Source organism: Paraglaciecola aquimarina (assembly GCF_032464635.1).
GTDB lineage: Bacteria > Pseudomonadota > Gammaproteobacteria > Enterobacterales > Alteromonadaceae > Paraglaciecola > Paraglaciecola aquimarina.
In genome coordinates, this window is the sequence record NZ_JAWDIO010000002.1 from 2475471 (window position 1) to 2491177 (window position 15707).

The 15707-nt window shown below is 39.8% G+C and carries 11 protein-coding genes and 5 pseudogenes; 10 read left to right on the top strand and 6 right to left on the bottom strand.

The features are described from left to right. Position 1 precedes the first annotated feature (1 nt). Genes RS130_RS12360 through RS130_RS12370 form a run of 3 tightly spaced genes read left to right on the top strand, consistent with a single transcriptional unit; the run spans position 2 to position 1558 of the window. The gene (locus RS130_RS12360) at positions 2-667 is read left to right on the top strand and encodes a fumarylacetoacetate hydrolase family protein (protein WP_316026196.1); all 666 of its coding nucleotides are present in this window, start codon (positions 2-4) and stop codon (positions 665-667) included. After that, positions 667-1056: a hypothetical protein gene (locus RS130_RS12365; protein WP_316026197.1), complete on the top strand. Its 390-nt coding sequence runs from the start codon at positions 667-669 to the stop codon at positions 1054-1056. The genes RS130_RS12360 and RS130_RS12365 overlap by 1 nt, the downstream gene beginning before the upstream one ends. A gap of 7 nt (positions 1057-1063) precedes the next feature. Then, positions 1064-1558, top strand: a complete 495-nt coding sequence (locus tag RS130_RS12370) for a YcgN family cysteine cluster protein (RefSeq protein WP_316028048.1) — start codon at positions 1064-1066, stop codon at positions 1556-1558. A gap of 69 nt (positions 1559-1627) precedes the next feature. Here RS130_RS12370 and dsbB read toward each other — a convergent pair. Both dsbB and nhaB read right to left on the bottom strand, forming a co-directional pair. Beyond that, positions 1628-2136: pseudogene (dsbB, locus tag RS130_RS12375) on the bottom strand (disulfide bond formation protein DsbB). A 14-nt stretch (positions 2137-2150) separates the two neighbouring features. After that, positions 2151-3741 (bottom strand): annotated as a pseudogene (gene nhaB, locus RS130_RS12380) (sodium/proton antiporter NhaB). Positions 3742-4315: 574 nt separating this feature from the next. Here nhaB and fadR point away from each other — a divergent pair. The 5 genes and pseudogenes from fadR (at position 4316) to RS130_RS12405 (ending at position 7817) form a co-directional block, all read left to right on the top strand. After that, positions 4316-5027, top strand: a pseudogene (fadR, locus tag RS130_RS12385) (fatty acid metabolism transcriptional regulator FadR). A gap of 424 nt (positions 5028-5451) precedes the next feature. Beyond that, on the top strand, positions 5452-5796 hold the full coding sequence (locus RS130_RS12390; RefSeq protein WP_316026198.1) for a Dabb family protein: 345 nt from the start codon (positions 5452-5454) through the stop codon (positions 5794-5796). A 21-nt stretch (positions 5797-5817) separates the two neighbouring features. Continuing rightward, positions 5818-6198: a hypothetical protein gene (locus RS130_RS12395; RefSeq protein ID WP_316026199.1), complete on the top strand. Its 381-nt coding sequence runs from the start codon at positions 5818-5820 to the stop codon at positions 6196-6198. 160 nt (positions 6199-6358) lie between these two features. After that, the gene (locus RS130_RS12400; protein ID WP_316026200.1) at positions 6359-7387 is read left to right on the top strand and encodes a hypothetical protein; all 1029 of its coding nucleotides are present in this window, start codon (positions 6359-6361) and stop codon (positions 7385-7387) included. A gap of 19 nt (positions 7388-7406) precedes the next feature. Then, entirely contained in the window at positions 7407-7817 is a 411-nt protein-coding gene (locus tag RS130_RS12405) for a hypothetical protein (protein ID WP_316026201.1), read from the top strand. A gap of 70 nt (positions 7818-7887) precedes the next feature. Here the strand turns inward: RS130_RS12405 and RS130_RS12410 are convergent. Continuing rightward, a pseudogene (locus tag RS130_RS12410) lies at positions 7888-10049 on the bottom strand (prolyl oligopeptidase family serine peptidase). A 339-nt stretch (positions 10050-10388) separates the two neighbouring features. Here RS130_RS12410 and RS130_RS12415 point away from each other — a divergent pair. Then, positions 10389-11339, top strand: a complete 951-nt coding sequence (locus RS130_RS12415) for a GlxA family transcriptional regulator (RefSeq protein WP_316026202.1) — start codon at positions 10389-10391, stop codon at positions 11337-11339. Between the two features lie 57 nt (positions 11340-11396). On the opposite strand, the gene RS130_RS12420 is transcribed toward RS130_RS12415, so the two are convergent. After that, positions 11397-11774, bottom strand: a complete 378-nt coding sequence (locus RS130_RS12420; protein WP_316026203.1) for an iron chaperone — start codon at positions 11772-11774, stop codon at positions 11397-11399. A gap of 35 nt (positions 11775-11809) precedes the next feature. Continuing rightward, a complete protein-coding gene (locus RS130_RS12425; protein WP_316026204.1) occupies positions 11810-12439 on the bottom strand; it encodes a TetR/AcrR family transcriptional regulator in 630 nt (209 codons plus the stop codon). 276 nt (positions 12440-12715) lie between these two features. Here RS130_RS12425 and RS130_RS12430 point away from each other — a divergent pair. Continuing rightward, positions 12716-14768, top strand: a pseudogene (locus RS130_RS12430) (oxidoreductase). A gap of 101 nt (positions 14769-14869) precedes the next feature. On the opposite strand, the gene RS130_RS12435 reads toward RS130_RS12430, so the two are convergent. Then, a complete protein-coding gene (locus tag RS130_RS12435) occupies positions 14870-15586 on the bottom strand; it encodes a DUF1499 domain-containing protein (RefSeq protein ID WP_316026205.1) in 717 nt (238 codons plus the stop codon). Positions 15587-15707: the final 121 nt, after the last annotated feature.

The window sequence follows — 15707 nt, forward strand, 5'->3', positions numbered from 1 at the left end:
TATGATTGACTATAATCACCAGAACTGCGATGGTAAAAAAATACACCTTGATGTAGGTAAGGTTGTATGTGTAGGTAGAAACTATATGCTGCATATACAAGAATTAAATAATGAAGTGCCAGAACAACCTTTGTTATTTATGAAGCCCAGTACTGCGCTATGTTCCGTGTTAGAGCCAGTATCAATACCTGACCATTTGGGTGAATGTCACAATGAATTAGAGGTCGCGGTACTGATCAATAAGCGGCTCACCGAGGCCACACCAGAAGATGTGGCGGCGTCTTTGTGGGGAGTCGGACTAGGGCTAGATTTAACGCTTAGAGATGTGCAAGCGAAATTAAAAAGTAAAGGGCAACCATGGGAAAGAGCTAAGGCATTCGATGGTAGCTGTCCTATGTCAGGTTTTATACCTCTTAGTGATATAAACGAGTTGAATAACTTACAGTTTAGTTTGCAGGTTAATGGGGAACTAAGGCAACAAGGCAATTCGGCCGATATGATGTTACCTATAGTTGAATTAATAGTAGAAATATCACAGAGCTTTACACTTATGCCGGGTGATATTGTCATGACGGGAACACCAAAAGGTGTGGGGCCACTTAAAAAAGGGGAAAGTTTAGAACTCACTTTAGAAAATGGGTTTTCAGTGAGTACTAAGATTATTTAATGATGAGTCTTAAATATGACTATGAAGTCGATAAAGTAAATAAAATTCTTATTTTTGAAGCGCAGGGTACTGTCTCGGATATTCGTGAAGTTGAGCGTTTAATCAAAACAGTGGTTAAAACAGCTGGAAAAAACCAGATGAGCAATGTCGTAATTGATATTCAAGAGTTAGATATCAAGTGTTCTAGTTTAGAAATATCCAATCTTCTTGTTGATATCAAATCCGCAGACTTATTGGCGAACATTAAACTGGCGCGAATAATAAACCATTCTCATAATATCCAACATTTAGTCGGTGAACTGGCTAAAAAATTAAACTTACCGATTAAGAATTTCGAAACAAGAAGTGAAGCGATACTTTGGTTGTTGTTTAATAAAATACCTAAATGAGAAATAGATAGTGGACAAATATTGGGAAACGAAGCCTCTGGAAAACATGAGTGATAGAGAGTGGGAAGACTTATGTGATGGCTGTGCGAAGTGTTGCTTACATAAATTTATTGAAGATGAAGACGTTGTAGAGGCTGTATCAACAGATCACCTTAAAAAGGGTGAAAATATTCACTATACCAATATTGCTTGTGGTTTATTAAACACCAAAACCTGTGCATGTTCCAAATATATGGAGCGGACTAAATTAGTCCCCGATTGTGTTAAATTAACTAAAGATAACTTAAAAGACATTTTTTTTATGCCTCCAAGTTGTAGTTATCGAAGGTTGTACGAAGGTCGTGGTTTACCGAGTTGGCACCCATTATTAAATAAAGGGAAAAAATCCGCTATGCATAAAAATGGTATGTCTGTGCGAGGAAAAACCGTTTATGAGCAGGATGTAGATTTAGAGCAATTTGAGGACTATATTGCGCTGTGGCCAGTGCAAGATCTTGATTAAAAATGTGTTGGAATAGTATTATCTTCGAACAGAGCATTCATAACATAATACTATCCAAATTCTATTGATTTATAATTTGCGTTTTAACATTATTCTGCTCAATAAAACAACACACAAGCAGCTAGCGTAAACTGCAAACACCACTATCATCCATTGGGGCATGCTTAGATTTAAGAACGACCAGTCTATATCACCACAATCACCAGTGGCGGCAATATATTCGGCAACCATTGGTGCAATGGCATCCATGTTGGAAAGTTCGGTACTATCTCGCATGTAGCAAAAAATGGATTAGTTGCCGTTTGAATATCCACATGCTCTATTGCAATGAGTAACCCCCAAATTGCTGATATCCCCCATCCTAAATAGCCAATTGAACGTGTCACTAGATTATTCAGCAGCATGGCTGGTATTGCCGAGAACATGATACCAAATACCGCTGTTCGCTGATAAATGCACATGATGCAAGGCAATAGCGCTAAACCAAACTGGAAATACAAGGCTGCCAGCTCAAAGCCAAGGGCCGATACAAATAGTAAGGCCCAAGCTCCGCGTTTGTCTGCTAGCTCTGCTAACATCGATACTCTCAAAATTAATGACTCGCTGGTACGTCGCCGCTGCCTATTGCAGAAGCTGAATGGTGTTCAATCAAATGCATATCGTATAACCAGCCAGTAAGGTCATACAAACCAAAATAGGTTGCAACTAAACCGGTTAGGGTTAATACAATTGTATAAGGCAGTGCCATATAAACCATAGTGCCGTACGACAGCCTGTAACAAAGGTGCGATAGCCGAGGTAAGTAAAAACAAAAAGGCAGCTTGACCATTAGGTGTCGCTACACTAGGTAAGTTAGTCCCTGTATTAATGGCTACAGCTAATAGGTCAAATTGATCTCTGGTGATTGCTCCATTATTTAAGGCTGCCGTGACTTCAGTTATATAGACCGAGCCAACAAACACATTATCACTGACCATCGAAAGCAAGCCATTGGCTAAATAGAACATGACCAGTTGTGTATGGCCCTCAAAGGTTAGTACCCAAGCAATGACTGGGCTAAATAGACCTTGGTCAATTATGACAGCGACCACACCAAAAAATACACATAACAAAGCCGTGAAAGGCAAGGCTTCTTCAAAAGCTTTACCAATAGAATGTTCGTCGATAATACCACTCATGCTGGTTGCTAAAACGATAATCGACAAACCGATTAAGCCAACGGCTGCGAAATGCCCTGCTAAACCGACTACTAACCATACTGCGATTAAGCCTTGAATAACTAATCTTGTTTTGTCTTGAATGGTTAAATTGGCGTCGACATGTTTACTGTAGTCAGTCAGAATTTCTCGGACGATAGGAGGTAACTCTGCACCATATGAAAACAGCTTATATTTCTCGACAATAAAGGTTGTGGCTAAACCAGCGAAAAATACAGGGATAGTAATAGGTGACATGCGAACAAAAAACTCAACAAAGTCCCAGCCAGCTTTATCTGCAATGATGAGGTTTTGCGGTTCTCCCACCATAGTCATGACACCACCTAAGGCTGTACCTATACCAGCATGCATCATTAAATTACGTAAAAAACCTCTAAAAGAATCTAAATCTTGACGGCTCGGGTGAGGGACTTCTTCGTCATGGGAGTGATCATGATCAGATTGAAAGTCTTTTCCTGACGCAACTTTATGGTAGATAGAGTAAAAACCTAAGCCAACAGTAATGATAACTGCTACTACTGTTAGCGCGTCTAGAAAGGCGGAAAGAAAAGCTGACGCAGCTGCGAATGCAATTGATAATGCAATTTTGTTTTTAAGCTTCAAAACTAGTTTAGTAAACAGATAAAGGAGTAATTCCTTCATAAAATAAATACCGGCAACCATAAATACCAGCAACAAAATCACTTCTATATTGACAACCATTTCATGCTTCATGTGTTCTGGGGTCGTCATGCCTATAAACAAAGCTTCCATGAGTAATAACCCACCAGGTTGTAGTGGGTAACATTTTAAAGCCATAGCTAAGGTAAAAATAAATTCAAGTACAAGCGCCCAACCGGCAACATAAGGATTATAAATAAATAATAAAGGGTTAATGATTAAGAAAGCGATAATCGCTTGCTTGTACCAAGTTGGCGCTTTTCCTAAAAAGTTTGCAGCGACAGCTTGTGGTATAGACATTTGCATTAGTATGGTTCCTTGCAAAGTATTATAAATGTTGAAGTTTCTAATCCCCCAGTGTAAACAAAAATTATTATAAAATCCCATACTTAGCGCAGAATTTATAAAAAATTCATGTTGATTTAAGGGAAATATTTCGGAATGTTGTATTTAAGCTAACGCTGAAAATGTGTTAATTAAATGTATATAAATCAAGCGCGTATATATAAGACCTAGTTTGCGTTTTCTCGACTCTCTAATGTTCTACTGAGAAAATATAGAAAATGAAACATATTTTAATTTAAAACAATAGGTTAGATATAAATTATGTGGTAGTTCACTAGCTTCGCCCCCCCCAATCAAGATATATATGGGGAGGGCGAAAATGTCTTGATGAATTTGAATAAATTAAGTGACTGACTTTGTCTATAAAAGAAGTGCGGTAATGGCCTATCTATCAAGAGGTTATCTCGTTTAAGTTGAAGTCATATTGAGAGAGAGGTAACAAACTAAAAAAGTTAAGTTGTTACTAGCAATTGTCATCTGGTACAATCAGTTATAGGATGTTCGAACATAATAATTATAAACAAGTGAGTTGTGGATGATTTATAAAGCCCAAAGTCCAGCCGGTTTTGCAGAAGAGTATATTGTTGAGTCCATTTGGAGTGGCCGTTTCCCACTCAGGTACTATTTTACCAGCAGAAAGAGAGTTGTCGGAACTGATTGGTGTAACTCGGACGACATTACGTGAGGTGTTACAACGCTTAGCGAGAGATGGTTGGTTAACGATTCAGCATGGTAAACCGACAAAAGTAAATAATTTTTGGGAGACCTCAGGATTAAATATTTTAGAAACACTTGCTCGCTTAGATGAAGATGGAATTTCAGAACTTGTCGACCACCTTTTAGCCGCTCGTACTAATTTAAGTGCAGTATTTATTCGCGGTGCAATTCATACTAACCAAGAAAAGTCTGTAGAGATTCTAAATAGGTATAGAGAAATATCAGACGATGCACAAACGTTTGCTGATTCAGATTATCAACTTCATCACGATTTAGCGTTTGCCTCTGGTAATCCAGTATACGTTTTAATGATGAACGGCTTTAGAGGATTGTACTCTCGAATTGGTGGGTATTACTTTTCGATTGCAAAGTCTCGCGAACTGACCAGAGAATATTACAAAAACTTACTAATATTGGCTGAAACAGGCGATTATAAACAAGTGCCTGTTACTATTCGAGAATATGGCCTAGAAAGTGGGAAAATTTGGCAAGAGATACGTGCAGACATGCCAAAAGGTATTGTTGACTAATATTCCTCCGTATTAAGAATTAGCTACGTAGCCAATTCTTAATATAAGTATAATCAAAGGTTTGGATGATACTGTTAATTAAATACTACCGATGTTTTCTTGAATATAAGCTACAGTATTAGCTCATTAAAAAGTCGTCTGAGAGAAGTAACCCAGCGACTGTTGTCTCCTGTGCTTCAATATTTTGATGAGATGTAGCCATTGCCAGCCTTCTATGCCTTGTACATTCGTCGCTTGGTCGATTCTAATAAAGTGCTTTTCAATTTAGCTTGATACAATATAATCGACAAAAAATTAGATTGTTGTCGAACGTAAGTTTTCATCACATTGTCTATTGATAATGTGTAGTATCCATCATTTGAAATAGAGTATGAAAATGAAGAAAGTAATATTAATTTTAATCGCTTATTTAGGAACTTGTTTTATGGCGAATGCAACTCAGGATAAAATTGAAGCTGGAGGTTATGTACATTCTGTGTATTTTTGGCTAAAAAATCCAACCAATTTAGAGGACCGAAAGGCATTTGAAGGTCACTTAACCAAATTTATTAGTGCGTCTAAATATGTCAAAAGTAAGCATATTGGTACAAAAATGTCGTCAGATAGAGATGTGGTAGACAGCAGTTATGACTACACCCTAGTCGTTACTTTTAATAATAAAGCCGAGCATGACTTGTATCAAAGCGAAGACGTACATTTAACCTTTATTGAGGATGCTGCTCACCTGTGGGGCAAAGTGGTAGTATATGATTCTCAAAGCATCTTCTAATTAATTGGAGGCTGGCAATCCATGAAAATATGGGTACTCATTATTAAGTCTCCGATTAGGGTCATTAGAATAAAGAAGCTGAAGGCTAAAATTCGCCTAAAGCGCCAAATGTTGTTGGTTAAAGTTGCACTTCGTCAAGAAACCAGTGAAACAAAATCAATGCTTAAAACATATCGGAAGTATTCTAGTGGCCAAGCTTCAAAAGAAGAGATGGTTGTTGCTAATGCCCAGTTTTTTGATGTGATAAAAGGTTTGGGAATTGGTGTTTTTGCGGTTTTGCCTTTTGCGCCGATTACCATTCCTTTGGCCATTAAGCTAGGTCGAATGGTAGGCGTTGAAATATTACCTAGTGCTTTCACCATAACTAAACCTCCCACCGCCGTAGAGTATACTAAAGACTAATTCGCTTGAAAAAAGTGGCGTATTAGACTGTCTATTATCAATGCCTTAATGTCCTTATATTTTTTGTGGTCTTTTCTTTTTATAACAGATTTGCGCTACACTCTCTATTTGAGCGCTATAGAAATAACTATGTTAGGAGTGATTGTTTGAGCGATGAATCGTGTTAAATAAAGAGAATAACACCAGCTACACCATATCGGTTGATCTTTTGGTTAGTGCAATTGCAGGTCAAAGTAATCACAAACCTTCACTGTATCAACAGGCTAAGTTCTATTTCGAAACCGCAGATGCAAACAAGGCTAAGTTACAGTTAATCACCGACAAAATTGCAAAGTTAAAAAGTGAATTGCCTCATTGCTCTGATACAAAGGCGAAGCTAAATGCAAATAGAATAGGCAAACTAGAATGGGATCTAGATAACGAAACTTCGCTACAACAAGCCGCTCGTCTCAAACGTCTTAACAACGCTATCAGTATTTGCATGGATATTCTTTCTTTGACCGAAGGTGACGACTTTGAAGAGACGCAGAAGAAAAGTGCAAAGTTTCTTACCACTATGGCATTATTTTCTCCAGGGAAAGGCCCCCATTTGGCTGAATTACACCAATCTTTAAAACCCGCATACAAGGCGGTGTTGAGTTTAAGAATGTTAGATAAGCTGATGTTAAATGGCATGGTCAAAAATACTTATATGCTCAGAGAGTATTCAGAGGCGCACAGGTATATCCCTGAGTCTGCGAGTAATATTTGTTATACACAAGGAGTGATTATACCCATTATGTTGGCAGCAATTTTTCAGGATGTTGGCCTTCAGCACCCTGAATTGGGCAGATTACTAGATGGTGAAGAAGGCAATAAAGATAGATTTCGCTTATTAGATCTTGAAGAGCGGCAGAAAATGTTAGATTTGAATTATCAATTCACTATTGATTATTTAGTAAACGGATTGGGTTGCCAGATAGCTGACGTTGGCTCAAAAGATGAAATACTGGCTTTTTCTGACGCAGAGAGTAAGCGTCTAAAATTTCAGCTAGCTTTAGTTGAAGGCGCTAATTTGAATAAGCTAGGTACCAGTGAAATTATCAAAATACCGCAAATTTATGCGTCAGTGATTTTTTCTACGAAAAAGAGATTTTTCGAAAAAAACGTTAACCACAGGATCTATTTTAATTGCACAACTGGCGATTAAGAAGAAAGTAAGTATCCCGTTGGCTAATGTATTGATCAGCATTGTCGGTCAATTTCCCCTAGGCTACGGGATAGTGTACATCCCCAAAGATCTACGAGGAAAAGAACTAGCACAATATGAATATGCAATTGTCACCGAACTGAATCCGCAAAACTCGGAGCAGCCCATTTGTCGTACTGTCAGTAAAAATTTAATCTTTGTTGAAGGAATTAGAAGTGAGGTGGTGGATAAAAGCCGAAATATGCATTTTAACGTGGCGCGGAAAAAACTGGAAAAAATTGATCCCAAAAGGTTATCGGAAATCATGCAAAAATTGACCCATGACTTTAAGCCCGAACAACTCAATGAAATGGTGCCTTATACGTGGGAGCCACATAAATATTTTTGTATAGACGGTTACCAAAATTTATGGAGTCGAGCACTTAATTAACAACGAACAATGACTTTTCATGGGTCATTGTTCGTTAAGCTATTGGCTTTAACAATGTAAGAAAAATCCGTTATTTTGCTTCTAACCCCATGTTATACAGAGTAAAACCAAAAATATCTGCGTATTGCTCAATGGTTTTACTGATTGGTGTTCCCGCTCCATGACCTGCATTGGTTTCAATTCTAATCAGTGTTGGATTAGGACCCGTGTTTTTTTCTTGTAAACGGGCAGCAAACTTAAACGAATGCGCCGGCACTACGCGGTCATCATGATCACCTGTTGTGATCAACGTTGCCGGATAGTTGACGGCTGATTTCACATTATGGACTGGTGAGTAAGCGAGTAAATATTCAAACATTTCTTTACTTTGCTCAGCTGTGCCATAGTCATAGGCCCAACCCGCTCCAGCGGTAAAGGTATGGTATCTAAGCATATCTAAAACCCCCACCGCAGGTAATGCCACTTTAAACAATTCAGGTCTTTGTAACATCACGGCCCCGACTAATAATCCGCCGTTTGACCCCCTCGTATTGCTAAATAGTCGCTAGACGTGTATTGCTTAGCGATCAGGTATTCTGCGGCTGAAATGAAATCATCAAACACGTTTTGTTTGTGTAGTGTAATACCTGCTTTATGCCATTTTTTTCCGTACTCACCACCGCCACGTAAACTCGCAACAGCGTAGATCCCACCTTGCTCTAACCATGCAGCTGTCGTAGCACTGAAACTGGGTTGCAGGCTAATGTTGAATCCGCCATATCCATACAAAATGGTTGGATTATTGCCATCCAGTGTTGTGCCTTTTTTGAAGGTTATAATCATGGGCACCATAGTGCCGTCTTTAGATGGGTAGAACACTTGCTTCGAGTCGTAGTCATCTGGGTTAAAGGCAATTTCTGATTGACGATAGACGTCAGATAAACCTGTGTTTATATCAAAGCTATAAATGGTGCTGGGGGTCTTATAGTTGGCAAAAGAGTAATATAATGCAGACTGTTTTTGTTTGCCCTTAAAACCTTTAGCTGTGCCAATGCCGGGTAAGGTAACGGTGCGAATTAACTTTCCTGATTTATCGAATTGCTCAATTTTTGAAATGGCGTCTACCATGTAACGGCCAAATATGTAGCCACCACCAGTGACCGCATCGAGTACATTTTCTGTTTCAGGAATAAGGTCTTGCCAGTGATCAACTGTAGGGGATTTAGCGTCGACTTTGATAATACGTTTGTTTGGTGCCTGCCAGTTGGTTTCTAACAACAAGGTTGAGCCGTCGGAGTCTAACAACGTGGTGTCAGAATTTTCATGCTGCAAAATAGTGACTAGATTTGATGCTGGCTGGGATAAGTCTTGTAAGTAAAGCTTATTGCCAGATGTGGAGTTAGCCGCTTCAATCAATAAATATTGACCACCTTCAGTGACTTTGGCCCCAACATAGCGATTTTTTTGTTCTGCGGTGCCACCAAAAATTAGCTGGTCATCGTCTTGTTGCGTGCCCAACTTATGAAAATAAAGTTTGTGTTGATCGGTTTTTGCAGACAGTTCACTACCTTCTGGCTTGTCATAACTAGAGTAATAAAAACCGGCGTTGTCTCGCCAAGCTATGGCGGTGAATTTTAGGTTGTGTAACTGACTGCTCACTTCTTCTTTGGTTAAAGTGTTGATGGTGATTGCTGTTCGCCAGTCACTACCGCCTTCTGAAATTAGATAAGTCAATAAACTGCCGTCTTCAGAAAAATAAATGTCAGACAGTGACGTTGTGCCATCCTCACTAAATCCATTAGGATCGAGAAAAACTTCAGGCTCTTCATCATCTTTTTGACGGAATAAAACGGCTTGGTTTTGCAATCCATCATTCTTATAAAAGTAGGTATAGTCGCCTTCTTTAAAAGGGATCGACACACGCTCATAGTCTAGCAAGGTAGCCAGTCTATCTTTAAGTTTGTCGCGAAACGGAATATTTTCTAAGTAATCAAATGTAACGTTATTCTGCGCCTTGACCCATTGTCCTGTTTCTTCGCTCATATCGTCTTCTAACCAACGATAGGGATCAGATATTTGCGTACCGAAATAAGTATCTACAACTTCTTTCTGTTGGGTCATTGGGTAGGAAATCTGTGATTTGTGCATGCTTGTTTTCGATAATGTGGTTGATTGATTTTGCGTGTTGACTGGCTGTTCAGTACAACTACTCAAGGCTGCAATTAGGCCCAAGGCCATTAGTTGTAATTTCATACTTCCCCGAATAAATGGATATAAGTTATATTTTTTGCACGGGTATTTTACAAGGGCGCTAGTAAATGTATAGCGCAGAATTGTTTTTTCCTGTCAAAAAGTATGGGTAACAGAATAAGCAAGGTATCAACTTGCCTTTGGCTCGATTAACGGTTGATAGCGCTTTTGCATTTACGCGTGTCTGCTAACACTTGTTTATCGTGCGTTTCGAACTCAGTAATACTATGTCTGTTTTTGTGTAATTGTTGTCCTTTAGGACATGATTGTTTAGTCTAAGCTGAGCATACAATCAACTGAGCAATTTACGTAATATGGCTAAGATAATACGGGTAGTTTTTTGTGGCTGAAGGATTTCAGCCATTAGACTTATTTGGCCCTTTAGATACGTTTGAAGGGGTCAATAATGCTATCAAGCAAACATACCAATGTGATATTGCTAGTTTTAGCAAAGGGCAAGTAAAGAGCGCTTCAAGGCATATTGTTGTTGCCGACTACGGGTTGACAGATATTCAACAACTGGACTATTTGATTATATGTGGTGGCAGTGGCATGCGACAACTAGCGCTAACCAATACTTCCTTATCGCTGTTGACAGCACTGGCTAATAAAGCCGAGAAAGTGATTAGTATTTGCACTGGCGCTTTTGTTATGGCGCAGTTATTTAGTCAGCACAATATCCAAAACTGTTATCAAAAAGACAGCGGGGAAAGGTTGCGTTTAACCACTCACTGGCGACACTGTCATGAGTTAGCTGACAAATTTCCTCAGATACAGGTATTGAGCTCTCCTTTGTTTGTGCAAGATGGAAAAATATGGTCGTCTGCAGGGGTGTTATCAGGGGTGGATCTTGCCTTAGAAATTGTTCGCCAAGACTTGGGCAATACAGCAGCGGCTTCCGTTGCGAAGGAGTTAGTGGTGTATCTTCAGAGGAAAGGTAGCCAAAAGCAGTTTTCTGATCTATTAAAAAACCAGTCTGCAGATAGTCTGCGTCTTGCTCCGGTAACCGAATGGTTATTAGAAAACTTAGGTAAAAATATTAATACTAGCGATATTGCTAACCAATTGTGTGTCAGTGAGCGCCAATCGTCTCGATTATTTAAACAGCATTTGAAGCAAACCCCCGCTCAGTATCTTAACCAGTTACGCATGCATCAAGCTCGGGATCTGTTAAGCGATGACAATCGTTCTCTTCAACAGGTTTCTCGCTCGGTTGGGTTTAGCAACTACGAAAGCTTCAGGCGTTCTTTTCAACGTTATTTTGGTCTATCGCCATCAGCTTACCAACCATAATTGGGTGGCGCATGTAATATACGGCGAATACAAAGTAGTGGAAAGTCTCGCTTCGGACTAGCAGCCTAAGTCTACGCCTTCTAAACTTAGGTCGGCGGCTTTTTTGATAAAACGGAAAAGTAACGTTTGTTCAATTTCAATGGACTTGTTTAGGCGTATACATCCCTTTCCTGTATTCAGACCAGTTAACATAATACCATTAGGATCGATTTTCTGTATGTCCCCAGCATAAAGTGCTACGTGATGTTTTTGCGCATTCAAATGAAAAACAACTTTGTTGCTGAGCGAATAACTCAACATTTTATAGTGAATATCTTCAACTATTTGTGGCATTTGGGAAAAAATTAATGCTCTTACGGCAAGTAACTTTGCTTTGCGCCAATCCGCTTGGATAGTATTCAGGTAGTCAATTGGATCCTTTACATCGTATTGCAAGATTACGTCCTTTCGCAGCTTGATAGTCACGTCGGTTAATTATAAGTATCAAATATTGAGTTTTGGGTAAACAAGTTTACTGCACAATCACACATTTCTTCGATATGGGACTGGTCTGCATAAATGCCATCAATTAGCAATCTTGCGATGCCATGCATGGTAGCCCAGTTAACTTGGGCTAAACGTAGAGTTTTCTCTCCTGCTGGCAATAAACCTTGTTGTTGCCACGCTTGGGTCATTTTTACCTGATAATTAAAACTCGGGTACGCCACGTTTTTTAAATCTTCAGTGGCACTGCTCTGTTTCCAAATAGTACGGCCGAACATCAAATCATATAACTCAGGGTGAGTGGCAGCGTAATGAATGTAGCCATGAAAAAATTGTCGATACTGTTCTTTTAACGATACATCTTTTTGGTTAAATATTCTCTCTGCATCTTGTTGCCATTGAATAAAACCTTGTTCGGCAATGGCACACAACAACTGATTCTTATCTTTGAAATGATGGTATGGCGCAGTGCGTGATACGCCTGTCTTTTCTGCAAGTTTGCGTAAAGACAAGCCTGCCACTCCCATTTCTTGCAATAGTTCACTGGCACTGGCAATAAGAGTGGTGCGTAAATCTCCATGGTGATAGGGGCTTTTAGATGGCTTGTCTTGATTCATTTTACTGCTGATTATTTTGAGTCTTGGTGTAAGAATATAAATTATTCACCGCAATCTTGACAGTGTCAAAATAAAATTTTATCTTGACGATGTCTAGTTTGGGTTGTTGAGCTAAGGGGAGCGTTAGTCGTTTATGCAAACCTAGTGCTGCTTAATCAACAACAGTGTTACGCTAAGTTTGTTTGAATAAGAAACGGCTCTACAGCTGTGCTGAATGTTTTTGCAGTGAACCGAGCAGTATTTATACAAAGAAACAACCGTATAGGAATAAGAGTCATGAATACTCAAACATCGAATTCATCTAGTGATATTAGCCCATATCCGCATTTGTTAAGGCCTTTAGATCTTGGTTTTACTCAGTTAAAAAACCGTGTACTAATGGGATCAATGCATACTGGACTTGAAGAGGCGCCCGATGGCCACAATCGCATGGCAGTGTATTTTGCCAAGCGCGCCAAAGGGGGCGTTGGGCTGATTGTTACAGGCGGGTTTGGTCCAAATGATGAAGGCGCGACGCATCAACATACAAATCGCTTAGATAGCGATGAGGCAGTTGAAAATCACAAAGTTATTACTGCCGCAGTACATGAGCACGGCACAAAAATTTGTATGCAAATATTGCATACTGGACGTTATGCCTACAATCCTAAACTAGTGGCACCTTCAGCAATTCAAGCGCCGATTAATCCATTTACCCCCAAGGCACTAGATTCTAAAGAGATTGAACAACAGATCCAAGACTTTGTTTGCACGGCTCGACTAGCGCAAAAGGCCGGATACGACGGTGTGGAAATTATGGGATCTGAGGGGTATTTTCTAAATCAGTTTATTGCCACGCGTACTAATCAAAGAGAAGACGAATGGGGAGGCGAGTACCAAAACCGTATACGCTTGCCGCTAGAAATCGTTCGAAGAATACGTCAAGAAGTGGGCGAGAACTTTATCATCATTTATCGTTTGTCTATGTTGGACTTAGTTGAAGGAGGCTCTGATTATCAAGAGGTGATCCAACTTGGTAAAGCTATCGAGCAAGCAGGTGCGACCATTATTAACACCGGTATTGGCTGGCATGAGGCGCGCATTCCTACTATTGCCACTAAAGTTCCCCGTGCAGCTTTTACTTGGGTGACGGCAAAATTCAAGCAAGCGCTGAGCATTCCAGTGATTACTTCAAATAGAATCAACACGCCGGAAGTGGCAGAACAAGTCCTAGCTCAAGGAGATGCGGACATGGTATCTATGGCCAGACCTTTCTTGGCTGACCCCGATTTTGTCATAAAAGCTGAGCAGAGTCGTTCTGATGAGATAAATACTTGTATTGGGTGTAATCAAGCTTGTTTAGACCACGTGTTTGCAGGTAAAACCGCAAGCTGCTTAGTCAATCCAAGTGCTTGTCATGAAACAGAGTTACAAATACTTGCCACTGAGCATCCGCAAAAAATTGCGGTGATAGGTGCAGGCCCAGCAGGACTCGCCGCAGCTACGACCGCGGCTAAACGCGGACATAAAGTAACATTGTTTGATGCTGCTAGTGAAATAGGGGGGCAATTTAATATCGCTAAACAGATCCTAAGGCAAAGAAGAGTTTGTCGAAACCCTACGTTATTTTTCGCGTCAGCTGGAATTACATAAGGTTAGTGTGAAACTAAACACTCCTGTGTCGAGCGAGCTATTGAACCAATCAAACTTCGATCACGTCATTGTTGCCACAGGTATTACACCGCGTACGCCAAATATACCGGGCATTCAAAATGACAAAGTATTGAGTTACCTAGATGTGATAGTTAATAAAAAGCCAGTTGGCCAGTCAGTTGCTATTATAGGTGCTGGCGGTATAGGTTTTGATGTTGCAGAATATTTAGCGCATAGCGGCCATGCTAGTAGTCAAGATATTTGCCTGTTTATGCAAGAATGGGGGATCGATATGACGCTTAAGGCCCGAGGTGGAGTGGAAGGGATAAAAGCTAACACTGTGCCTGCTGCTAAAGAAATCTATTTGTTGCAACGTAAAAGCAGTAAAGTAGGGGCGACTCTAGGTAAAACTACCGGCTGGGCTCATAAGGTAGGTTTGCTCAAAAAAGGTGTGAAAATGCTAGCGGGTGTCAGTTATGAAAAAATTGATAATCAGGGCTTACACATTGTCTTCGAAGATAAGCAACAGCTATTAAGCGTTGACAACATTATTGTTTGTGCCGGCCAAGAGCCGTTACGGGATTTGGTCACAGGATTAACTAAACCTTATCATTTAATTGGCGGTGCAGATGTGGCGAGTGAGTTAGATGCAAAGCGTGCAATTGACCAAGGGACAAGACTCGCTGCGAGGATCTGAGCAAGGGCTGCGAGGTAACCCTTATTGGCCAGAAGATTGATTTGTTTCAATCGGTTATAAAATGCCAGCTTTAATTTAAGCTGGCATTTTGACAGTCGGATTTAATGGGGTGTTAATTGTTGGTTTATTTCATCGATAAGAGTGTGTATACGCTCAGCGTTTTTACCTAAGTCACTTTTACCTATTCTAGATTTGCTACGTATATCAAGGTTGCTTTCTTTGCCATTGGCAGTAATTCTTACGACAACATCATCTTTAAAGCCAAACCAGCTAGAGGTGTCTGTGGCTTCGACAATAGCAAGATCTTTATCGGCATTTACTAATTGCCATCCAAGATTTTTAATTGCTGTTTCTGTTGCCTGTAGCAATTGTTGCGTGCTTTGCTGGTACTTCTGAGTGGTTAGTTGTGGATAGGCTTGGCGCTGTTTTTCAGCTGTTTCTTCGCCCGCATATTCAACAGGATTAGGCGCTTGAGAACGTAGTGTTGCAATGGCGACAAATTGAGGCGGGTTAACTAAATCAGTTGATATATCATGAATTGCTGGCACCGATTTAGCTTTGTTTTTCAAACTGAGGGGGACTGAAATGATCACTAATAGCAACACCAAATAGGTACAACTTGCTGCCCAGTTGATCGTTTTACGCATAAATATAATTTGTATCAAAATGAGTATCAAAGCGGCAAAGCCCACATAAACGCCGTAACGTAATGCAGTAAAAGCAGAGCCTAGATCCAAGACTCCAAACTTATATAGTGGACCGGCCAACGCAACCAGTAAAATAGTAAGAAAGCTAATTAGGGTAACTAAGGTCTTCATGTTTATATCCAATGTTCTTTTAATAATGATTCTTCAGCACGTATGATATACGACCAAACTAATACTATCAGCAATAGATTGAATTTTAGGTTCTATTCAAGTACTGACCTAGTTACATAAT